Annotated in this window: 19 protein-coding genes and 1 pseudogene; 7 read left to right on the top strand and 13 right to left on the bottom strand. The window is 61.1% G+C overall.

The genetic code is table 11. From position 1 onward, the window contains the following. Window positions 1–86: 86 nt before the first annotated feature. From H9529_RS08590 to H9529_RS20720, 3 genes are all read right to left on the bottom strand, one after another. Entirely contained in the window at window positions 87–533 is a 447-nt protein-coding gene (locus H9529_RS08590) for a PaaI family thioesterase (RefSeq protein WP_092891654.1), read from the bottom strand. Window positions 534–599: 66 nt separating this feature from the next. Continuing rightward, window positions 600–1448, bottom strand: a complete 849-nt coding sequence (gene pdxY / locus H9529_RS08585; RefSeq protein ID WP_092891576.1) for a pyridoxal kinase — start codon at window positions 1446–1448, stop codon at window positions 600–602. Then, entirely contained in the window at window positions 1445–1552 is a 108-nt protein-coding gene (locus tag H9529_RS20720; RefSeq protein WP_256327063.1) for a hypothetical protein, read from the bottom strand. The genes pdxY and H9529_RS20720 overlap by 4 nt, the downstream gene beginning before the upstream one ends. Window positions 1553–1853: 301 nt before the next feature. Between H9529_RS20720 and H9529_RS08575 the strand changes: the two genes are divergently transcribed. After that, on the top strand, window positions 1854–2141 hold the full coding sequence (locus H9529_RS08575) for a hypothetical protein (protein WP_176847246.1): 288 nt from the start codon (window positions 1854–1856) through the stop codon (window positions 2139–2141). On the opposite strand, the pseudogene H9529_RS20715 reads toward H9529_RS08575, so the two are convergent. The 9 genes and pseudogenes from H9529_RS20715 to H9529_RS08530 form a co-directional block, all read right to left on the bottom strand. Next, window positions 2098–2447: pseudogene (locus H9529_RS20715) on the bottom strand (hypothetical protein); the annotation flags it as partial. The gene H9529_RS08575 and the pseudogene H9529_RS20715 sit on opposite strands and share 44 nt — an antisense overlap. A gap of 249 nt (window positions 2448–2696) precedes the next feature. Then, window positions 2697–3581: a 2-oxo acid dehydrogenase subunit E2 gene (locus tag H9529_RS08565; RefSeq protein WP_092891574.1), complete on the bottom strand. Its 885-nt coding sequence runs from the start codon at window positions 3579–3581 to the stop codon at window positions 2697–2699. 10 nt (window positions 3582–3591) lie between these two features. After that, entirely contained in the window at window positions 3592–5016 is a 1425-nt protein-coding gene (locus tag H9529_RS08560; RefSeq protein ID WP_092891572.1) for an NAD-dependent succinate-semialdehyde dehydrogenase, read from the bottom strand. An 18-nt stretch (window positions 5017–5034) separates the two neighbouring features. Beyond that, complete coding sequence (locus H9529_RS08555; RefSeq protein ID WP_092891570.1) at window positions 5035–6360, bottom strand: biotin/lipoyl-containing protein; 1326 nt, start codon at window positions 6358–6360, stop codon at window positions 5035–5037. Beyond that, on the bottom strand, window positions 6350–7345 hold the full coding sequence (locus H9529_RS08550) for an alpha-ketoacid dehydrogenase subunit beta (protein ID WP_092891568.1): 996 nt from the start codon (window positions 7343–7345) through the stop codon (window positions 6350–6352). Before H9529_RS08550 ends, H9529_RS08555 begins: the two co-directional genes overlap by 11 nt. 10 nt (window positions 7346–7355) lie before the next feature. After that, a complete protein-coding gene (locus tag H9529_RS08545) occupies window positions 7356–8333 on the bottom strand; it encodes a thiamine pyrophosphate-dependent dehydrogenase E1 component subunit alpha (RefSeq protein WP_092891566.1) in 978 nt (325 codons plus the stop codon). Between the two features lie 92 nt (window positions 8334–8425). Further along, on the bottom strand, window positions 8426–9724 hold the full coding sequence (locus tag H9529_RS08540) for a M24 family metallopeptidase (protein ID WP_092891564.1): 1299 nt from the start codon (window positions 9722–9724) through the stop codon (window positions 8426–8428). A 64-nt stretch (window positions 9725–9788) separates the two neighbouring features. Next, window positions 9789–10598, bottom strand: a complete 810-nt coding sequence (locus H9529_RS08535; protein ID WP_092891562.1) for an SDR family NAD(P)-dependent oxidoreductase — start codon at window positions 10596–10598, stop codon at window positions 9789–9791. 19 nt (window positions 10599–10617) lie between these two features. Continuing rightward, a complete protein-coding gene (locus H9529_RS08530) occupies window positions 10618–12084 on the bottom strand; it encodes an ABC transporter substrate-binding protein (RefSeq protein ID WP_317889614.1) in 1467 nt (488 codons plus the stop codon). Window positions 12085–12643: 559 nt separating this feature from the next. On the opposite strand from H9529_RS08530, the gene H9529_RS08525 reads away from it, so the two are divergent. From H9529_RS08525 to H9529_RS08505, 5 genes are all read left to right on the top strand, one after another. Further along, window positions 12644–13594: a sugar ABC transporter substrate-binding protein gene (locus tag H9529_RS08525; RefSeq protein WP_092891560.1), complete on the top strand. Its 951-nt coding sequence runs from the start codon at window positions 12644–12646 to the stop codon at window positions 13592–13594. An 80-nt stretch (window positions 13595–13674) separates the two neighbouring features. Further along, window positions 13675–14472: an SDR family oxidoreductase gene (locus H9529_RS08520; RefSeq protein WP_092891558.1), complete on the top strand. Its 798-nt coding sequence runs from the start codon at window positions 13675–13677 to the stop codon at window positions 14470–14472. 139 nt (window positions 14473–14611) lie between these two features. After that, window positions 14612–15586: an ABC transporter permease gene (locus tag H9529_RS08515; RefSeq protein ID WP_092891556.1), complete on the top strand. Its 975-nt coding sequence runs from the start codon at window positions 14612–14614 to the stop codon at window positions 15584–15586. 12 nt (window positions 15587–15598) lie between these two features. Beyond that, the gene (locus H9529_RS08510; protein ID WP_092891554.1) at window positions 15599–16600 is read left to right on the top strand and encodes an ABC transporter permease; all 1002 of its coding nucleotides are present in this window, start codon (window positions 15599–15601) and stop codon (window positions 16598–16600) included. After that, window positions 16597–18108, top strand: a complete 1512-nt coding sequence (locus H9529_RS08505) for a sugar ABC transporter ATP-binding protein (RefSeq protein WP_092891552.1) — start codon at window positions 16597–16599, stop codon at window positions 18106–18108. Before H9529_RS08510 ends, H9529_RS08505 begins: the two co-directional genes overlap by 4 nt. Window positions 18109–18325: 217 nt before the next feature. On the opposite strand, the gene H9529_RS08500 is transcribed toward H9529_RS08505, so the two are convergent. Further along, window positions 18326–19279, bottom strand: coding sequence for a DMT family transporter (locus H9529_RS08500; protein WP_092891650.1), 954 nt, complete (start codon window positions 19277–19279; stop codon window positions 18326–18328). Between the two features lie 369 nt (window positions 19280–19648). On the opposite strand from H9529_RS08500, the gene dinB reads away from it, so the two are divergent. Next, entirely contained in the window at window positions 19649–20770 is a 1122-nt protein-coding gene (gene dinB, locus H9529_RS08495) for a DNA polymerase IV (protein ID WP_092891550.1), read from the top strand. Window positions 20771–20902 lie beyond the last annotated feature (132 nt).

The raw sequence follows: 20902 nt of genomic DNA, 5'->3' as shown, positions 1-20902 counted from the left end.
CTGCGATTGCCTTGGGCACTCGCCCGGGCGCCGGCACGGCGTCGACCTGGCCGTTCGAGCTTGGAACCGAAGGCAATCCCATCCGCTTATCCGGTCGGTCCTTGTATGCAGATCAGCGTTTGCATTCCGGTCGCAACGTGTTTGCGCACCTCACCCGTCACGCCCCAGACATCGAGCTTGCAGATCGTCAGGGTGCGGCCATGCTTGATGACGCGGCCGATTGCCTCGAGGTAATCTCCTTGCGCCGGGTTGATCAGGTTCACCTTGAATTCGACCGTCAGGACTGAACTCTCCTCTGGGAATAGCGTGAACGCGGCATAGCCGCCCGCGCTGTCGGCGATGGCTGAGGTGCCGCCGGCATGAAAATAGCCGTGTTGCTGCGTCAGTTCCGGGCGGAAGGGCAGGCGTATCGAGACCAGACCGTTGCGAACTTCGGTCATTTCGGCGCCCAGATGCGCCATCAACCCCTGCTTCGCAAAGCTGTCGCGGGTGCGTGTGGCAATTTTGGGGGAAACGTCGTCTCCGATCTGCATGTGCATGCTCCATCCTGCGATACGCGCAGTATCTCGTAGCTTTGGCCGATTGGGCAGGAAAATTTTTCAGGCCGGATTGAGGGTCAGCAGCGCGCGGCGAAATTCGGGGTCGGTCAGTACCACCTCTCGCGCGCCAAGCGCCTGCGCATGTGTCAGGGCGCGTGTGGTCAAGCGCTGCGCCGTCTCAATCGCTGAGGGCAGGTCCATGCCGCGTGCAAGGCATGCCACGATCAGCCCGGCGAACAGATCACCGGTGCCTGAAAGGGCGATTGGAAGATGCGGCGTCGGGTGACGGCTGATGCCCGCCGGGGTCATCAATACGCCCTCGATCTGGCCGGGTGCTGTGTCGTCGAGCGCACAGCCGGTAACGATCAGCCGTGCCTGCGCGGACATTGGCAGCAGGTCACGGGCGTCTTGCATATCGCGCAATGAGGTGACCTGCCTCCCGGCCAGCCAAGACAATTCAAACGGGTTGGGTGTGGCAATGTCGGCAAGTGGCAGCAGCCGGTCACGCATGATACCCGCAATTGCTTCGGACACATAGAGCCCCGGCCCGGCATCACCCATCACTGGATCGCACAGATAGGTCAGCCTTGGGTTCACGGCTTTCGCTTCGGCCACGAAATCGGCGACCATCCGGGCAACTTCGACCGAACCGATATAGCCGGTGAGGATATAATCAGCGCGTTCAAGCAACCCGCGCTCGCGCACGCCGAGCAGCAGATCGGCAAAAAGCGCCGGGTCAAGCGCCCGGCCCCGAAGCGTGGGATGATGTGGCGGGTTCGAGAAAAGCACCGTGGGGATCGCCGCCACCTCCAACCCCGCCGCCTGCATCGGGAAGAGTGCTGCCGAGTTGCCGACATGGCCAAAGACAACCTGGCTCTGGATCGAGATCACGAAGGGGGGAGGGGTCATTCGGTGCCATCCAGTCTTTTTGTCCAGTTCCCGACACAGCCGCTGCCTAGCCGCCGCACCGCATGCTTGCGCCATCCTTCGGCCAGAACGGCAAGCGCTGCAATCCCTTGCAGTTCGTCCCGGTTCAGTCGGTCGATATAGACCGCCTGTCACAAGCCGGTGCAGCGCCCAGTCTGGGGGCGCGCTGGTCGATCCCCGGTCCAGCCTGTCGCCGGAGGGAAAGGTGCAGGGGGAAAGCATGCGGTGATACCATCTCGGCCCCCCAGGCCACGTCCATCGCGCCGACTGATCCTGCGGGATTTTGGCGATCGGGTCGAGTTTGTCGTTCGCCTGGCCGGTGACAGATGAGGGAACCTTGGAGACCGGCAGAAACACGCCACGGTCTGGCGGCATGGCATCTTCCCGATGGCCATCAAACCGCGCCCCACGCGGGGTCGATTCGGTCAGGCGCTAAATGCCGATGCCGATCGGGGGAAGACGCGCGGCGATGAAATCCGAGGCCTTGAAATGCTCGCGGGCTTGGCGCAGGAGTTTGGCTTTAGTCGACATATGATCCGGGTTGCACAGGCGCGGCTGTGGAATGCGGCCTGCCGATCATTGCTCAGCGGACCCGCGCAGGTGCGGCTCTGCAACCGCGACTTTCCCGTTACTAGGTATTTGGCCCCGGCACTTGGTGAATCGGATTTGGGATGAAACGATCCGGGTCTGAAGTCCAGATTTTGCAGGTGTATTCGCATGGCGTGAGACGGTCGAGGGTTTTGAGCCTGCGTGCGAAGGTGTAGGGCGCTATGAAGTTGGCAAGGTGCGTTCGCAGGTGATCGTGGCTGTCGCAATGGAAGCGTTTGACGGTCGCGTCTGTGATCGTGCGGTTCATCCGCTCGGCCTCGCCGCCCCTCGGTAAAACAGCCCCCCGATTGTTTTGTTATCCCTGTGTCGCCATTGGTGATCTGGCTTGGTCAGCCAATGCTCGATTCCATTTGCTTCGCAGATCATGTCGAAGCGCATCTGCCGCGAATATGCTGTGTTCTGGTTGCGAGGCTGCTCGGCGGAGCCTCCTCAGTTTCGGTGAGAACGGTAGAATGCGGCTCCTTCGGCCCAGTCTTCAAGCCCTCGACCGTCGCTCGCTTACGCCAGTTGCAGACGGTCTCGGGGTTGATGCCCAACTCCTTGCTCAGTTGCGCGAGCGAAGCTTGCGATCGCTCTATTGCAGCCCATTCCTGAGAAACGAGCACATCATGGGATCAAAACCTAGACCAGCATGTTGCGGGGGGCGGCGATCAGGGCGCAGTAGTTGACCATGAACCGTGCCGCATCTGCCCCGTTGATGACCCGGTGGTCATATGACAGATCCAGCGGCACCATGGGTACGGGGCGTGGCGTGTCGCCGTCCCAAACCGTGATCGTTTCCGTGCGCGTTATCCCCAAGATCGCCACTTCGGGCGGGTTCACGATAGGGCTGAAGGCGGTGCCGCCGATACCGCCCAGATTGGTAATGGTCATCGACGCGCCCCCCATCTGGTCTGGCGTGATCTTGCGCGCCTGCGCGCGGGACGCGAGATCCGCAATCTCGGCGGCGATCTGCCACAAGCCCTTTTGGTCGGCATTGCGGATGACCGGCACCATAAGCCCATGCGGGGTGTCGACCGCGATGCCGATATGCACATAATCCTTGAGGATCAGAGTCTGCCCATCCGCCGACAGCGACGCGTTGAAGCGTGGATGCGCCCGCAGGCACCGTGCCAGGGCCGCCACATGAAACACCAGCGCCGTCAGCTTCAGCCCGCGCGCCTGCGCTTCGGGCTTCCAGGCACGGCGCAGCTCTTCGATCACCGTGACATCTGCGCGATCATGATGGGTGACCGCCGGCACGAGGGCCTGCGCCGCCGCCATGTTGGCAGCGGCGACCTGCGCAAACCGGCTGACCTTTTCGGTCGTCACCGGGCCGAATTGCGCGTGGTCCACGTCCCAGTAGCGCGAGGTGTCGGCACTTGGGGTCCGGGCGGGCGCGGTGCGGGCGCCCACATCCTCGGGCCCTATCGTGGTGCGGCCAAGTTCGCGTGCACGCGCGGTGATGTCGACGCCTTGCTCCAGTGCGATGCGCCGTGTGCTGGGGCTTGCGATGATTTCTGACATATCTGCCCCCTTACCAACCGGCCGAAATATACTGTGTTTCCATGAACTCCAGCATCCCTTCATGGCCGCCTTCGCGTCCCAATCCAGATTGCTTGGTGCCGCCGAAGGGTGCGGCGGGGTCACTGACCAGCCCACGGTTCAGGCCGACCATGCCGTAATCCAGCCGCTCGCAGACCTGCAGGGCACGTTTGAAATCACCGCTGAACACATAGGCGACCAGCCCGTACTCGGTGGCATTGGCGCGGGCAATTGCATCGTCTTGATCGGTGAATGTCTGGATTGCGGCAACCGGCCCAAAGATTTCGTCATGCACGCAATCGGCGGTTTCGGGCACATTCGACAGCACGGTGGGCGGGTAGAAGAACCCTGTGCCCTCAGGGATAACCCCACCACATTCGAGCTTTGCACCCTTGGCGATGGCATCGGCGACGAAGGCCGCCACCTTGTCGCGGGTCGCGGCATTGACCAGCGGACCCACATCGACTGATGCATCGGTGCCGTCGCCGACTTTCAGCGCTGACATGGCTGCTGTCAGGCGGCGGGTGTATTCATCTGCCACGTTTTCATGCACATAGATGCGGTTGGCGGCGGTACAGGCTTCGCCCAGGTTGCGCATCTTTGCCAGCATGGTGCCCGTGATGGCTTCATCCATATCCGCGTCGTCGAATACGATCAGCGGCGCATTGCCACCTAGTTCCATCGCGGGTTTGAGGACCTGATCGGCGGCGGATTTCAGCAGTTTGCGCCCCACGCTGGTCGAGCCGGTGAAGCTGACAACGCGCACGCGGGGATCTTGAAGCATATGATCCACCAGCGCGCCAGTCTTGCGCGAGGGGAGCACGTTGACGAGGCCCTTTGGCACGCCAGCTTCTTCCAGGAGTGGCATCAGCGCAAGCATGGTCAGCGGCGTTTCCGAGGCGGGTTTGATGATGACACCGCAGCCCGCCGCCAGTGCGGGCGCAATCTTGCGCGTTCCCATCGCTGCAGGATAGTTCCAGGGCGTGACCAGCACGGCCAGCCCTGCAGGTTTATGCTGCACGATGATCCGCGCGCCCGATGCCGGCGCCCGTGTGATCAACCCATCCGCGCGCACGGCTTCTTCCGCAAACCAGCGAAAGAACTCCGCAGCATACGTTGCTTCGCCCCGGGCATCGACTCCGGCCTTGCCGTTTTCCAGGGTGATCAGATGCGCGAAGTGGTCCAGCCGTGCCGTCATCAGCTCCCATGCGCGGCGCAGGACTTCGGACCTTTCGCGCGGCGTGCGCGCGGCCCATTTGGCCATCGCAGCTTCGGCGGCATCGAGCGCGGCATCGGCATCCGCAATATCCGCCGATGCGACCGAAGCGATGACGCCCTCGGTTGCCGGGTTGATGACGTCAAACCGCTCGGCTGTCTTATGCCATGCGCCGTTGATGTAGAGATCAGTGTAGTCCATTTCGGTTCCCCCCGAAGGTCAGAGCAGGTGGCGAAGCGGTTGCTCCATCCCGCCTGCGAATTGGGTCAAAAGCGCGATGGCGGCCTGTGCGTCCATCTGCGCCGCGCTGCATTCCAGCGTCAGGTTGAGGCCGCCCGGCGCGTCCATCAACGTCAGCGCCGGGACATCGCCCGCCCCCATCGACACACTGCGCAGAGGGGTGCCACGCAGGTCGCGCAGCACAAGGTCTGGCGCATCCTCGCATGGTGTGACCGAAGCCAGCGACCGCCCCGCAGGCACGGTATAGCTGCGCGACCGGCCAAGTCGTTCGACGGTGATCGTACAAGGTGCCGCCAGCCCCGCGCCCGCCAGCCCTGCCAGCAACGCATCTGCGTCCGTCAGGCCATGCGCATCAGCGGCCCAGTCGGCGAAACCGGCGAAGCCGTCGGTCGCAACACTTGCCGTCAGGCTGCATGCCGCAGGGGCGCTTGTCGCTGGCGTGCCGGCTCTTGGCATCGCGCGGAGGGTTTCCAGGTCGCGCACGTGGAAAGGCTGCGGGTGGCCCGCCGCGACCAGCCGCGTCAGGTCCAAGCCTTCTTGCAACGCCAATCGACGCGTCTTTGGCGACGCAAGAACACGTGCGCCCGCTGGCGGGGCGGGTTGCGATTGTGGTTTGGTTGTCGCTACTTCGGCACGGGATTGCGCGGGTGCTGTCGCGTCAGGTTGCGCCGGGGTCTTGGAGGGCGCAGATTTTTCCGCCGCAGCGGGCGCGGCGCTGAGCGCACGTGCCACCGGGCTTGCTGGTTTATCAGCGCTGATGATGGCGACCGTGGTGCCAACCGGAACCTCATCGCCCGCTTCGGCCAAGGTGGCGGCCAGGTAGCCGCTGGCCCCTGCGGGTACTTCCATGGTGGATTTGTCGGTTTCCACCTCAAACAACACATCATCGACAGCCACCGCATCGCCCGGCGCCTTTTGCCAACTGACGAGCATCCCGAAATCCTGTGCCATGCCAAGCTGGGGCATGGTGACGGCGCGACCTTCGGGCAGGGCCACATCGGCGTCACCATTGGCATCGGTGGCAGGTCGGCTGGGCGCGGCCGGCGCCGGGGATGTGTCATCCTCGGCGCTGTCGCTGATGCGCGCGATCACGGCGCCGACGGGGACATCTTCGCCTTCAACGGCGGATACGCCGGTCAGAAAGCCGCTGGCCTGCGCCTCGATCTCCATCGTGGCCTTGTCTGTTTCCACCTCGAACAGCGCGTCACCTTTGGCGACCTTGTCGCCAGGCGCTTTCAGCCAGGACACGATTTTCCCCGCATCCTGTGCCATGCCCAGTTGGGGCATTGTCACGTCATGCGGCATGGATCAACTCCCCCGCGCAGAGTTTGCGCGCATTGGCCGCGACCTGTTCGGGGGTGGGCACCGTCAGGTCTTCCAGCGCAGGGCTGAAGGGTACGGGGACATCCATCGCGCCCATGCGCAGCACCGGGGCGTCCAGGTGGTAGAATGCCTTTTCATTCAGACGACTGGCGATTTCGGCTGTTACCCCGTAGCTCTGATGCCCCTCATCAATGACGATTGCGCGGCTGGTTTTCTTAACGCTGTCGAGCAGTGTCGCTTCATCCAGCGGCACGATCGTCCGCGGGTCGATTACCTCGGCGCTGATCCCTTCGAGTGCTAGGATCTCCGCCGCCTTCTCGGCCACTTGTACCATGGATGACGTGCCGATCAGCGTGATGTCGCGCCCCTCGCGCTTCACATGCGCCACACCGAAGGGGATCAGGTATTCTTCCTCCGGTACTGGGGCCTTGTCCTGATACATCAGCTTGTCTTCAAAAATCACAACCGGGTTGTTGTCGCGGATCGCGGTTTTCATCAGCCCTTTAGCTTCATAGGCTGAGGATGGCATTGCCACTTTCAGCCCCGGAATATGCGCAACCAAGGCCTGCAGGGACTGGCTGTGCTGCGCCGCCGACCGCCGCGTGGCCCCCATGTTGGTGCGCAGCACCATCGGGACCGTCAGCTTGCCGCCCGACATATAGTGCTGCTTGGCGGCCTGATTGCAGAGCTGGTCCATGACCAGATAGATGAAATCGCCGAACATCAGGTCTACAATGGGGCGTGCGCCGGTCATGGCGGCCCCTACTGCCAGGCCGACAAAACCGGGTTCGGAAATGGGCGTGTCGATCACGCGTCCTGTGCCGAACTCTTCGACCAGACCGGAAAGAACCTTGAAGGGGGTGCCGGCCTCGGCCACATCCTCACCCATCAAGAACACGGTCGGGTCGCGGCGCATTTCTTCGGCGATGGCTTCGTTCACCGCCTGCGACAGGGTTATCTCGCGCATTGTATCCTCCTCAATCCGCGTAAACATGCATGTCCACTTCGGACACATCGGGGTAGCGTGCGGCCTCGGCATAGGCGACGGCCTCGGTTGCATCGCGCTCGATCGCGGCATTCATTGCCTCGATCTCATCCTCCGTGGCGATGCCTTCGCTGACCAGATATGCGCGGAAGCGGATGATTGGGTCGCGGTTCTCGCGCCACTCCTTTTCTTCGGCCTTGGAGCGGTAGTATTCCCGGTTGATGTCGCCCACATGGTGGCCGTGATAGCGATAGGTCATCAGCTCCATGAAGAAAGGCCCTTCGCCTTTCCGGGCACGCGCGACCAGTTTGCGCGTCAGGTCATTGACCGCCATAACATCCTGACCGTCCACCTGATGCGCCTCGATTCCGAAGGCCTCGGCCCGCGCGGTAATGGATCCTGCGGCGATTTCCTCGGTTTTGGTGTATTCGGAATAGCCGTTATTCTCGCAGGCATAGATGACCGGCAGGCTCCAGAGGGCCGCCATGTTCATCACCTCGTACATCAGCCCCTGAGCGGTCGCCCCATCGCCAAAGAAACATACCGTCACGTCGTCCTGGCCCAGCAATTTCGCGCGCAGGGCTGATCCGGTGGCGATGCCCATGGATCCGCCGACAATGGCATTCGCGCCCAGGTTGCCATGGCTTTGGTCGGCAATATGCATCGATCCGCCTTTGCCTCGGCAATAGCCTTCTTCCTTGCCCAAGAGTTCGCAAAACATCTGTCGGAAATCTGCCCCCTTGGCCACGCAATGCCCGTGGCCCCGATGGGTCGAGGTGATGCGATCGTCATCTGTCAGCGCTTCGCAGATGCCAACGGCCACGGCTTCCTCACCCGAATACATGTGCGTCAGGCCTGGCATCTTGGCCGAGAGGTACAGCTGATTGGCATTGTCCTCAAACGTGCGGATGCGTACCATCTGGCGGTACATCTGCAGGTAGTCTTCGGTATTGGTCTTGGCCTTCGCCATGGCGTCGTCCTTTCAGGGCAGCGGCCCCCATGTTGCATCTTGACGCAAACACCGCCGGGGCTGGGCGCTTTCACCCCCGGCGGTGGACCGTCTCAGTAACGGTTTGCGATGGGCAGTTCTTCGGCGGGGAACAGGCTGATGACTTCGCAGCCGGTTTCGGTCACCACGACCTCTTCCTCGATCCGGGCGGCTGAATAGCCGTCCGATGCCGGGCAATAGGTTTCCAGGGCGAAAACCATGCCGGTCTTGATCTCCATGGGATGATCCATGCTGATGGCGCGGCTGATGATCGGACGTTCGTGCAGCGCAAGCCCCAGCCCATGACCGAATTGCAGCCCGAAGGCCGTATCCTCATCCGGAAAGCCGAATTCTTCGGCCTTTGGCCAGACGGCTGCCACCTTGTCGGTGGACACCCCGGGTTTGATCATGGCGATCGAGGCGTCGATCCATTCGCGGGCTTTCACATAGGCATCGTTTTGCGACGGCGTCGAGCGCCCGATGTTGAAGGTCCGGTAGTAACAGGTTCGATACCCTTGATAGCTTTGCAGAATATCGAAAAACGCCTGATCGCCAGGGCGGAAATAGCGGTCGGTGAAGTTATGCGGGTGCGGATTGCAGCGTTCGCCCGAGATCGCGTTTATCGCCTCGACGTCGTCGCTGCCCATCTCGTAGAGCATCTTGTTCGACAGCGCGACGATGTCATTCTCACGAATGCCGGGCTTCAGTTCTTCATAGATCATATGATAAACGCCATCGACCATCGCGGCGGCTTGCGTCAGCAGCTGGATCTCGTCCCAGTTCTTGATTTCGCGCGCGGCAAGCATGATCTGCTGGCCATCGACGACATTCAGGCCTTCTGCCGCCAGCGCGTGGAACATCGCGGTTTCGGCATAGTCCACGCCCACCGGCATGTCTCCCATGCCTGCATCGCGGATCAGCCCGGCAATTTCCTTTGCATACTTCCGCATCAACCCGAATTCGGGCGGGATCGTACCGCGCATCCCCACGACTCCGGCGCGACAATGGTCCGGCACCAGCCAGTCGGAAAATTTCTTGTGGTGCATTGCTGCTGAACCGAAGTCCCAGACATACGGGGCATCATCGCCGGTCAGCAGGCAGAACCGGCACATTTTGTCGCGTTCCCATTCGCCGATCTTGGTGGCGCTGACGTAGCGGATGTTGTTCACGTCAAACAACAACAGCGTGCCTGCTTTTGACGCCTGAAGCGCCTGACGCGTGCGCGCCAGCCGGTAGCGGCGCAGTCGGTCATGGTCTATCCGGCGTTCAAAATCGACCGAGGTGTGGCCCCAGGCGGGCAACCGCCCCTCCCAACGCCAATTGGGTTCAAGATCCTGCGGTGTCAGCAGGTTCGGCATCAGCGCTCGTGACATGTTTCCTCCTTCGGCTGCGCGGAGGGCGCGGCCGTCATTTGTGGTTTCGATGGGGCAGGGGGCGTTACTGGATGCACCAGCCGCCGTCGATATGGATCATCTGGCCGGTCATGTAATCGCTGTCGTCGCTGGCGAGAAAAGACGCGGTGCCGGTGATATCGTCGGGATAGGACACGCGTTTGATCTGAAGCGCATCGCGCACGATGTCCTCATATGCCTGACCCTCGCGCTTCTTGAACCCGATATCTACCAGATCCTTGTCCAACTGTTCCCACAGCGGCGTCACCACCACGCCAGGCGCGTATCCGTTGACAGTTATTCCGTGTTCAGCCAGCCCGATGGCACCGCAATGCGTCAGCGCAAGGCAGCCATATTTTGACGTGCAATAGACTGTCACATCCACCAGTGGTTTTCGCGAGGCGATGGAGCCGACGTTGATCAGCTTGTAGGGGTGCCCTTCCATAGGCCCCTGCGCAATCATCTGGCGAGCGGTTTCTTGCATGCCCAGCCACATCGCCTTGGTGTTGACGTTCATGATCATGTCCCAGTTGTCTTCATCGATATCCATGAAGAACCGGGGCTTGTTCAGGCCAGCATTGAACAGGCCGACGTTGATCGAACCGAAGGCCTCGACGGTTGCCGCCACGGCAGCGGCATTATCCGCGCGGTGGGTCACGTCCATGCGCACTGCGATGGCCTGCCCATTGCCTTCCGCGTTGATACGATCTGCCATCGCCTGTGCTTCGTCCTGATCCAGGTCGCCCAAGCATACATTCGCACCTTGCGCTGCGAAATTCTGGGCATTCGCCGCGCCCATGCCGCGGCCCGCACCTGTAATCAGGATGTTTTTGCCTTTCAGGCGGTTGGGGTCCATGGTTTCCTCCCTAAGTGACCTAATGTTTCAAAATCTTCTCGGCGCGCGCCTGCACCCGGTCCAGTGCGTCGCGCGGCGTGACGATCCCGCGCAACATGTCGTGCAACTCATGCCCGCAGATGCTGATGATCTCTGAAATCTGTGGGATCGGTGGACGCGGCCAGAATTGCAGTTCGTCGCGCCAGGACATCTGATCGACCAGACCGAAGATCGGCGACAGGCGCCGTACCTCGGGGTCCGCTCCGACCGAGTAGCGCGGCGCGGTCCGGCTACCGTTCTGGACATACAGTTTCTGCGCGGCGGGAGATGTGAAGGCGACCAATGCCTCGACCGCGTCCTCCAGCCGCTCTTCCGGCAGATTCGTCGGGATACACAGCGCATAGCCTCCAACCGGCGCGATGGGCGCGCCCTGTGGCCCGTAGGGATGCGGCAGGTAGCCGGTATTTCCCTTGGCGGGGCTGTTGGGGTCCAGTTCGAAGTACGGGGCCAAAAGGGTATATCCGTAAGCCATGGCGACACGACCGGCACCGTAGGGGCGCACGCGCTCATACCAAGACATCGACAGGATGTCGGGCGGCGCGTAGTCCAGCAGTTGCATCAGGTAATCCGCAGCCTGCAAGGCGCGCTCGGTGTTCAGCATTGGCTGAAAGCCGCCCTGCGCCAGATTATCTGCATCATAGCCGCCGGCAATTTCTGGAATGTCGATGATCGGCTGGCCAAAGGCTGCACACGTCATCATAAACGTATGCCCCAGCGCTGTGCCGCGCGCGGCGTTCCACGCCACCCCGTAGCGCCCGCGCCGGGGGTCGTGGAAATGGCGGGCGGCGTTGATGACTGCGTCGGTGGTCACCGGCGGCTCCAACCCGTCGCGGGCAAACCAGTCCTTGCGGTAGAACATCAGTTCGGGCGTGGTCTGGCTGGGTACACCGTAGGGGCGGCCGCCCCAATGCGTCGCGCGCCAACCGGCGGTGTGAAAATCTGCAGGGTCGAGGCGGGAGACATCCATCACGTCGGTCAGCGGTGCGATCACCCCTTGTTCGACGAACTCACCCATCCAGGGCAGGTCCACAGCAATCAGATCATAGCTGCTTTTGGGTCGTTCGGCGTTGCGCAACGCTTCTTCGCGCAATCGGTCGATGGAAAACGCGCGCTGGTGAATATCGGCACCAACCATCTGTTCAAATTGGCGCTTCAGCCCCTCCATCACCATGAAGGTGGGGTCCCCATGCACCAAGATCCGAAGCCCGCCCGACAGCTTCAGGGGCGCGGGCAGGGCGCTGGGCGGTGCGATTGCTGCGCGCCCGGCCTGATAGGAGCCGCCAAAGTAATAGTCCGTCGCACCAGTGGCAGATTGCGACATGTCGAACGTGCTGCGGGCCATGCGGTCGATCCGGTCAGCCAGTTGACTGAAATGTTCCAGAAACGCAGCGCTCGGATGGAGTGAATAGCTTTTCCCGCTTCGGGTGCGCGGGCGCCGTTCGATCACACCCGAGTCTTGCAGTTCAGCCAGTTTTCGTGTGGCTGTTGCATACGGAACCCCTGCCGCCGCGGTCATCGAGGATGGCGAGACGATCCTGCCTTCTGAATGGCTGCGCAACAGGTGCAGGATCATGTTAAGGTGTGGATTAGGTGTGTTGGGGTCGATCGCGTTTCCAAGTTCTGTCGTGAGATTCAACAAGAAGTGCACCACGCGCGCCAAATCAGGACCTGCCGTCACCGCAGCCATTCGCGCGGCTCCGGCCTGCCCCGGCTGTCCATATTGGATGTTTTGTGCGACACTATGTTGCATTTTGCCTGACTGTTCCGGGGTATTACTGCGCGAAAGTTTGCGGCTCATGAGCGTTCTTCCTGATCTAGCCAAAATGATATCCAGTAAGTACCGTCAAAATATCCATATTGGACAATACAATTATCAAAACGGACAAAACGACCTCCCCCTTTTGACAGCGAATCGCTCAACGTTGGGGAAGATTGCGCCGGGCGTTGACCTGCAGTTGGGAGGCTGCCCGCAATCGGAGTAATTGATCCACGGGAGGATTTATCGAATGAAGACATCCATCAAAGTTGCGCTTGCCTGCACTACCGCCATGTTGGGCAGCGCGGCGAGCGCTCAGACCATGACTATCGGGATCACGCAAAACAACGTTGGCGTGGACAGCTATCAGACTACCTACGAGCGCGCTTTCATTGCCGCAGCCGAGGCGAACCCCAACGTAGAAGCTGTCGTGCTGGATGCGGGCGGGGATGTTGCGCGCCAGATTGCGCAGATGGAAGACCTGATCCAGCAGGAAGTGGACGCCATCATCATCTGGCCGACCAACGGTGAGGCGGTCATTCCCGCTGTACGCAAGGCCCATGACGCAGACATTCCGGTCATCGTGACCAATTCCAACATTGCCGAACAGGGCTTCGATTTTGTCGCGTCCTTCTCGGGCCCTGACAACATCACGCAGGGTGCGCGGTCGGCCGAAATCATGTGCGACAAGTTCGTCGACATGGGCATCCAAGATGAGGCGCGTGTCGTGCAGATCTCGGGCCAGCCTGGCTATACCACGGCCATCGAGCGCCAAGAGGGGTTTGAGGACCGTCTGCCCGAAGTGTGCCCCAACGTGACCCTCGTTGAAACCCAGCCAGGCGACTGGAATCGTGAAAAGTCGCAGCAGGTCATGGAGGCCTTCCTGGTAAAATACGACGACATCGACGGCGTCTACGCCGGTGATGACAACATGGGCGTCGGCGCGTTGAACGCCGCTAAGGCTGCGGGCCGCGAAGGTATCATCTTCGTGGGGGCCACCAACTTTGCGGTGGGCTATGATGCCATGGCAGCCGGTGATTACTGGGGGTCCATCTACCAATCCCCGGTCGATGACGCCGAGGCTGCGCTGCAAACCGCGATCGACACGCTGAACGGCGAGGAACTGCCCTTCCTGAACTACTTCGACACGCCGAAGATCACTCAGGACAACATGGAAGAGTTCACCAAGCCGGTATTCTGATCTGGCGACGATGCGCGCGGGGCGGCTTGCCTGCCCCGCGCAGTTTCTATCCAAAAAACTCAGTTTCTTCAGGAGGCGGGATGACGCGTGTCGCTGGTCGCTCTTGTATTGTCACCGGCGCTGCGCAGGGTATTGGCCGCGCAATCGGCGAGGCACTGCTGGATGAGGGCGCAAATGTCTGTTTTGCAGATATAAACGCCGTGAAAGTTGCCGAGGTGGCCGATGCCAACGCGGCCCGCGCGCATTCAGGCGGTGGCCTTGTCACCCATGCGACCGTCGATGTGACCGACCGCGCGCAGGTCCGGGCTATGGTCGCACATTCGGTCGAAATCTTCGGCAGGCTAGACGTCAAATTCAACAATGCCGGTGTGAACAAGCCGATGAACTTTTTGGATGTGACCGAAGAAAACTGGCATTTCATCATGGGGATCAATGGTCTTGGTTGTATGATCGGCATGCAGGAGGCGGCGCGCCAGATGATCGCACAGGGCGGCGGCGGAAAGATCATAAACACCGCCAGCATCGCCAGTCGTCAGGGTTTTGACAACGTGGCCCCCTACTGCGCCAGCAAATGGGCGGTCGTATCTCTGACGCAATCAGGCGCGCGTGATCTGGCAAAGCACAGTATCACTGTCACCGGCTTTGCGCCTGGTGTTGTCGCGACCGAGATGTGGGAGCAGGTCGATCAGGATCTGATGGGCATTGGCGCGGCAAAGCGTCCGGGGCAGGCGATGGAGGAATTTTCCGCGCAGATCCTGCGCGGGCGCGTAGCCTTGCCCGCAGATATTACCGGTACGACCACTTTTCTGGCCTCACGCGACAGTGACTATATGACGGGTCAGATTATCATGATCGATGGCGGCATGACGCTGGTCTAGCGGATGTCTCGCGCCGGGGGTGGGCCTGTGATGGGCCTTCAGGCCACGCGAAAATAACAAGTCAGAGTGTGTTGCGTCAACGAGGATGAACGCGACGCGCCCGGACAAATTGACGACGACCTTGGGAGGGGGCAAGCCGATGGCGGGACTGACGAAACAGGGCATGGTCCAGATACTTGCAAGGCAAGGCATCTTGATTGCCTTTGCAGCGTTCATGATCGGCTTTGCGCTGGTTAATCAGCGTTTCATTGCGATGGACAACATTTTTGGGGTGGTCCGGTCATCGGCGATCCTGGGGGTCATGGCCTTGGGGGTTACGTTTGTGGTGATCGGCGGCAACCTCGACCTCTCGGTCGGGTCCATGATGTCGTTTTCCACCATCGTTGTGCTGGATCTGCACGACAAGATCGGTCCGGTTATGGCCATCCTGGCCATGTTCGCTTTGACCTTGGCGCTGGGGGCGTTCATCGGGTTTCTGGTGGGATACCTGAAATTGAACTCTTTGATCGTCACGCTTGGCATGCTGTCGGCCATTCACGGGCTGACGCTGACATGGTCGGGCGGCAAGAATATGGATATCGCCGATAAGGCGGGCACGTGGTTTTCGGTTTTCGGGCAGGGCAGCGCGCTGGGCATCCCGGTGCCCATCCTGATTTTCGGACTGCTGGCGGCGGCCCTCAGTTTGCTTTTGTCGAAAACGCCCTTCGGTCGACGGGTCTATGCCGTAGGCGGCAACGGGCGGGCGGCGACGTTCTCCGGCATTCCGCGGGCCCGGGTGGTCTTCATGACCTACATCGTTTCGGCATTCTGCGTGGCCACCGCAGGTTTGTTGCAGGCCAGCCGCAGCCTTGGGAGTCAAAATACCGTCGGCCAGGGGATGGAACTGGAGGTGCTGGCCGCCGTCATCCTTGGCGGTGCGTCGCTGCTGGGCGGCTCGGGCACCGTGTTCAAGACCGTTATAGGCGTCCTCATTCTTGGGTTCATTCAGAATGGCCTGCTTTTGGTGGGGTTGGATTTCTACGTTCAGTACATGGTCACCTGGGCCATCATCATCCTTGCGGTCTGGCTGGATGTCGCCGCCAAGCGGGGCCGTCTTTGGTCCCCCATCGCCTGAGGAGAGCGGGATATGACAGCACAAAGCCGCAAAGACCTTGTCAAGCAAGGCGGGATCTGGGCCTTTATCGTGGCGGAATTGGCGTTCTTTTCCATCGCTGGGCAATTCCTGTCCGTCTCTGACAGTGCATTCATGGATCTGGACAACATGCTGTTGCTGCTGAAGCAATCAGCGCCCATCGGCATCATTGCGCTGGGCATGACCATCATCATGATCAACGGCAACATTGACCTTAGCGTCGGCGCAATATTCGCGCTGGCCGCCATCGTGCTGCTGGACAGCATGACCTGGCCCTTCATGCAGGCGCTGGGGGACTGGGCGATTCCGCTGGCCTGGGTGTTTGCACTTCTGACCGGCGTGGTCTTGGGGGCGATCAATGGCCTGATCGTGTGGAAAACCGGCGTGGACGCCTTCATTGTCACGCTGGGGTCGATGCTGGGCTTTCGCGGACTTGTGTTCATGTATAACGGCGAACAGCCTACCAGCCATCTGAACTGGTCCCTTGTGGATTTCGCCGAGGCGCAGTTTTTGGGCCTGCACACAGCCACCTGGTTCTTGCTGATCTCAGCGCTGGCGCTGTGGCTCTTGATGACCCGCACGGTGCATGGCCGCAACGCCTATGCGATCGGCAACAACCGGGATGCGGCGGTGAACGCAGGCATCCGCGTGGGACCACATTTCATCTGGAATTTCATGCTGATCGGGTTTCTTGCCGCGCTGTCCGCTGTGGTGTTCTATTCTGAAAGTGGATCCGTCAACCCCAATGACGGTATGCTCTATGAGCTTTGGGCGATCACCGCTGTGGTGCTGGGCGGCACCAAGCTGGCGGGTGGATATGGGTCCATCATCTCGACGCTGGGTGGGGTTATTGCGATCCAGCTGTTGCGGAAGGGGCTGGGCCATATCGGCGCCGACACGCAGACCGTTAACCTTGTTATCGGCTTGATCCTGATCGCGGTGCTGTTTCTGGACCGTCAGCTGAACCGCAAGGGCAAAGAGGAGTTGAAGATATGACCGACCCTGTTCCTGTTCTGCGTCTGGAAGGCATCGTCAAGACGTTCCCGGGCGTGCGTGCCCTTGACGGGGTGTCCTTTACTCTTTTGCCCGGCGAGGTTCATGCCCTGATGGGCGAAAACGGTGCCGGCAAATCCACCCTTATGAAGGTGCTGGGCGGTATCCACGCCCCAAACGAGGGCCAGATTTTCGTTTCCGAAGAACCGACGGTCATGACCTCGCCAATGCATGCCAAGGCGAAGGGGGTGGTGTTCATCCATCAGGAACTCAGCCTTGCAGATGAATTGAGCGTGGCCGAGAATATCTTCTTGGGAGAGTTGCCGCTGCACGCCTTTGGCCGGGTTGACTGGCAGAAGCTCTACGCCGATACCGACGCTATCCTGAAGGCCCTTAACGTGGGTTTTGACGCGAGAACCCGGGTGGGGGACCTGTCTATCGCCAACCAGCAGATGGTGGAAATTGGCCGCGCCCTGACAGTAGATCCCCGCGCGGTTATCTTCGATGAGCCGACGGCATCGCTGACGGATTCCGAGAAGGTCGTGCTGTTCGATGTGATCGCGGATTTGCAGAAGCGCGGGGTAGGGGTGATCTATATCTCGCACCGCATGGAAGAGATTTTCAAGATCACTGACCGCATCAGCGTCCTGCGCGATGGCCAGTACAGCGGCACGCTGCATACGGCCCAGACGAATGAGGATGAGGTGACGCAACTGATGATCGGCCGCAGCCTTGATCTGTCACGCGCTGAAAACACCCACCAGATGGGCGAAATCGCGCTGGAGGCACGTGGCCTCAGTTGCGGCAAGCTGTTTCGTGACATCAGCTTCAATGTTCGCAAGGGCGAAGTGCTGGGCTTCTACGGGCTGGTCGGTGCGGGACGCACCGAGATCGCCGAGACGCTCTTCGGGCTGCGCACGCCCTCGTCGGGCCAGATATTGCTGAATGGTGAGGAAGTGCGCATCAATTCGCCAATCGATGCAATACGCCTTGGCATCTCATTGGTGCCTGAGGACCGCAAGGATCAGGGGCTGGTGCTGGGCATGAACTGCCGTGACAACATGACTCTGCCGCAAATCGGAGACCTGACCGCGGGCCCGTTTGTCAACGAGGGCGCGGAAGGGGCCATTTTCGACCAGTATCGCGACAAGCTGGACATCCGCACGCCAGGTTGGCGCCAGATCGTAGGCAACCTGTCGGGCGGCAACCAGCAGAAGATCGTCATTGGCAAATGGCTGTCGATGCGCCCCCAGGTGCTGATCGTTGATGAGCCGACACGCGGCATTGATGTCGGGTCCAAGGCGGAAATCCACAACCTTATCCGTGACCTGGCGGCGCAGGGGCTGGCGGTGATCGTCATCAGCTCGGAAATGCCTGAGGTGCTGCACGTCTCGGATCGGATCGTGGCGATGTTCTCAGGCCAGATCATGCGCGACTTTACCGCAGGGGAAGTGACCGAGGATAATCTGATTCAGGCGATTTCCGGCATTTCTGCCGAGAAGGTTGCCTGACGCGTGCCGACCATGTCTGGGGGCGCGTCGGGTTTCAACCAGTTAACCGGCCATATGATACGGGGGCGTTCGCGCAAAGCCATGGGCGTTGGGGCGGTCACCCCGCGACCTTATCAGCGGGTAGCGGCAGGAATGTGCTACCCGCCGTCGGGCTTTTGCTTTGGCGAGCGCACTTTTCGGCGGGTTTTGATGTCGCGACAGAATCGTCTCGTACCGCTCAGCGCGCTTTGCCTTTTCCCGGTGCGGTAATTGACCGGAGGGCTTTCCAGGCGCGCCCGTCGATCGCGGCGAGGCCGACGCCGATCAATGCCATACCTGTGATATGCCGGGGCAGCAGCACTTCGCCAAGCAACAGCGTGCCAAGCAAGATCGCGCTGACCGGAACCAGAAACGTCACCAACAGCAGGTTCGTCGCCCCCGCTGTGGCAAGTATGCGGAAATACAGAACGTAGGCAAAGGCGGTCGACACAGCTGCCACGCCGATCAACGCGCCGAAAGCGCTCAGGCTGGGTGCGGGCAGGGTCCAGGGCTGGTCAACCACCAGCATCAGCGGCAAGAGGATCAGGCTGGACGCAACGACCTGCCCGGTTGCCGTGCTCATCGGACTGATCCCCATCGCGCGGAACCTGCGCCCGTAGATCCCCGCGCAGGCATAGGATACTGCGGCGACAACGCACATGACCTGCGCCATGACATTCACGCCCAGATCCCGAAATGCGCCTGCGCCTATCATCACCGCGACCCCGGCAAAGCCTATCAGGACCCCGGTGAGTTTCCCGCTCGTCATGCGTTCGTCACGGGTCAAAAAATGCGCAAGGGTGACGGTACACAGCGGTGTAGCGGCATTCAGGATCGAGGCTACGCCCGACGCGATATGTTGCTGCCCCCAAACGATCAGCGCGAAGGGAATGGCGTTGTTCAAAAGGCCCATGCCGAAGAATGCCGCCCAGACACGCCGGTCGCGCGGCATTCGTTCACCGCGCAGTCGTAAGATGGCCAAAAGCAAGATCGCAGCCAGTGCCACGCGCGACACCACGACGGTCAGAACCGGAAGCTCGCGCACGGCGATGCTGTTGAAAAAGAACGATCCGCCCCACACGGTCGCGAGGGCGATCAGCATGTTCCATTCCAGCGATGTCATGAAACGTTGGGGTGCAGATGGTGACGACATTTCCATTCCTCCGGCGCGGCCCTTTGGGCGGCTTGCTGGCCACAAGGTGCCACGCGCGAACCTGCCTGCGCGACCCGTTTCCTGCGCTAAAAGCACCAGTCCAGCGGCCTCATGCGGGGCGGCTGCGATATGCGCCAAAGTTGTGGCGCGCCGGTCCACTGGCGTCCAGCATCTGAAACGGAATGCACGATGCCGCAAACGTGGTTTCGCACGAACCAAGCATGTGGTACGTTTGTTCACCATTCGTCCGGATTGTTGGGGGCTACATCTTGTGCGTGCTGATGCCAGTGCCATACGTGCCGATTGTGGCCCCGTCCGGAACACTGCCCTCGGGGTTCGTGTTGCCATCCCGCGTGCCGCATCCGCGTCATGATTGATCACACAGCCCACACGGCCCCGTGTGACACGGCAGAGCCTTCACCCGCGCGCAAGATCATTCATGTCGATATGGATGCCTTCTATGCCTCGGTCGAGCAGCGCGACAACCCGGATTTGCGCGGCAAACCCGTCGCCGTGGGCGGTTCGGCTGCGCGTGGGGTGGTGGCGGCCGCCAGCTACGAGGCGCGTGTTTTCGGTGTCCGCTCGGCCATGCCGTCCGTCACCGCGCGGCGCAAATGCCCCGATTTGATCTTCGTGCGCCCCCGGTTCGAGGTCTATCGCGCCGTGTCGGCCCAGATCCGTGCGATCTTTGCTGAGTTCACCGATCTGATCGAGCCCTTGTCGCTTGACGAAGCCTATCTCGATGTCAGCGAGAACCGGCAGGGCGTGACGCTGGCCACTGATGTGGCCCGCCAAGTCCGCGCGCGCATCCGCACGGAAACTGGGCTGTCAGCATCGGCCGGGATCTCCTATTGTAAATTCCTTGCCAAGATCGCGAGCGATATCAACAAGCCCGACGGGCAGGCTGTGATTCCGCCCAGGCGCGGCGCCGATTTCGTCGCGGCCTTGCCCGTGGCGAAGTTCCATGGCGTGGGGCCCGCGACGGCGGCGCGGATGGAACGTCTCGGTATTCAGACCGGCGCTGACCTGCGTGCGAAGGAAGCAGCCTTTCTGCGCGCCCATTTCGGCAAATCGGGGCGCTGGTACTATGATATCGCGCGCGGCATCGACAACCGCCCGGTTCAGCCGCATCGCAGGCGAAAGTCCATAGGGACTGAGGATACCTTTGCCGTCGACATCCTGACACATGACGCCGCGCGGGATCATGTCATCCGCCTTGCGGCCAAGGTCTGGCAACAGGGAAACGCCCGCGTGCTGCACGGCCGGACCGTTACGCTGAAGGTCAAATACGCCGATTTCCGCCAGATAACGCGCAGCCGGACACAAACCGCGCCGTTCGCATCCGAAGATGCGCTGGTTCAAGCGGCGCTGGCGCTTCTGGCCCCTCTGTTTCCAACCGGGCTTGGCATACGTCTGCTGGGTGTGACGATCTCCGCGCTCGACTCTGGGGCAGGAGTGCAGGAATCTGATCGGCAGTTGTCCTTCTGGTAGCGGCGCGCTCTGGTTGAGGAGGTTGCGTGCCGTGAGGAAGTTCTCGGACGCGAAGCTCAGCACGACGATCAGGACACCGATGATGACCAGGACGCCATATTGCTGGGCGAACCGAGCGATCTTTGCTCCGGT

This window comes from Roseicitreum antarcticum (assembly GCF_014681765.1).
Lineage (GTDB): Bacteria > Pseudomonadota > Alphaproteobacteria > Rhodobacterales > Rhodobacteraceae > Roseicitreum > Roseicitreum antarcticum.
Note: the sequence above shows the minus strand (reverse complement) of the source record. Positions and strands in the feature narration are given on the sequence as shown.

Coding starts and splice junctions, on each gene's coding strand:
- H9529_RS08555 (WP_092891570.1), bottom strand. CDS start 6,360: ATGCCGCATGACGTGACAATGCCCCAACTGGGCATGGCACAGGATGCG.
- H9529_RS08525 (WP_092891560.1), top strand. CDS start 12,644: ATGAAGACATCCATCAAAGTTGCGCTTGCCTGCACTACCGCCATGTTG.
- H9529_RS08505 (WP_092891552.1), top strand. CDS start 16,597: ATGACCGACCCTGTTCCTGTTCTGCGTCTGGAAGGCATCGTCAAGACG.
- H9529_RS08520 (WP_092891558.1), top strand. CDS start 13,675: ATGACGCGTGTCGCTGGTCGCTCTTGTATTGTCACCGGCGCTGCGCAG.
- H9529_RS08500 (WP_092891650.1), bottom strand. CDS start 19,279: ATGTCGTCACCATCTGCACCCCAACGTTTCATGACATCGCTGGAATGG.
- H9529_RS08540 (WP_092891564.1), bottom strand. CDS start 9,724: ATGTCACGAGCGCTGATGCCGAACCTGCTGACACCGCAGGATCTTGAA.
- dinB (WP_092891550.1), top strand. CDS start 19,649: ATGATTGATCACACAGCCCACACGGCCCCGTGTGACACGGCAGAGCCT.
- H9529_RS08550 (WP_092891568.1), bottom strand. CDS start 7,345: ATGCGCGAGATAACCCTGTCGCAGGCGGTGAACGAAGCCATCGCCGAA.
- H9529_RS08510 (WP_092891554.1), top strand. CDS start 15,599: ATGACAGCACAAAGCCGCAAAGACCTTGTCAAGCAAGGCGGGATCTGG.
- H9529_RS08535 (WP_092891562.1), bottom strand. CDS start 10,598: ATGGACCCCAACCGCCTGAAAGGCAAAAACATCCTGATTACAGGTGCG.
- H9529_RS08590 (WP_092891654.1), bottom strand. CDS start 533: ATGCAGATCGGAGACGACGTTTCCCCCAAAATTGCCACACGCACCCGC.
- H9529_RS08515 (WP_092891556.1), top strand. CDS start 14,612: ATGGCGGGACTGACGAAACAGGGCATGGTCCAGATACTTGCAAGGCAA.
- H9529_RS08560 (WP_092891572.1), bottom strand. CDS start 5,016: ATGGACTACACTGATCTCTACATCAACGGCGCATGGCATAAGACAGCC.
- H9529_RS08575 (WP_176847246.1), top strand. CDS start 1,854: ATGGCCATCAAACCGCGCCCCACGCGGGGTCGATTCGGTCAGGCGCTA.
- H9529_RS08545 (WP_092891566.1), bottom strand. CDS start 8,333: ATGGCGAAGGCCAAGACCAATACCGAAGACTACCTGCAGATGTACCGC.
- H9529_RS08565 (WP_092891574.1), bottom strand. CDS start 3,581: ATGTCAGAAATCATCGCAAGCCCCAGCACACGGCGCATCGCACTGGAG.
- pdxY (WP_092891576.1), bottom strand. CDS start 1,448: ATGACCCCTCCCCCCTTCGTGATCTCGATCCAGAGCCAGGTTGTCTTT.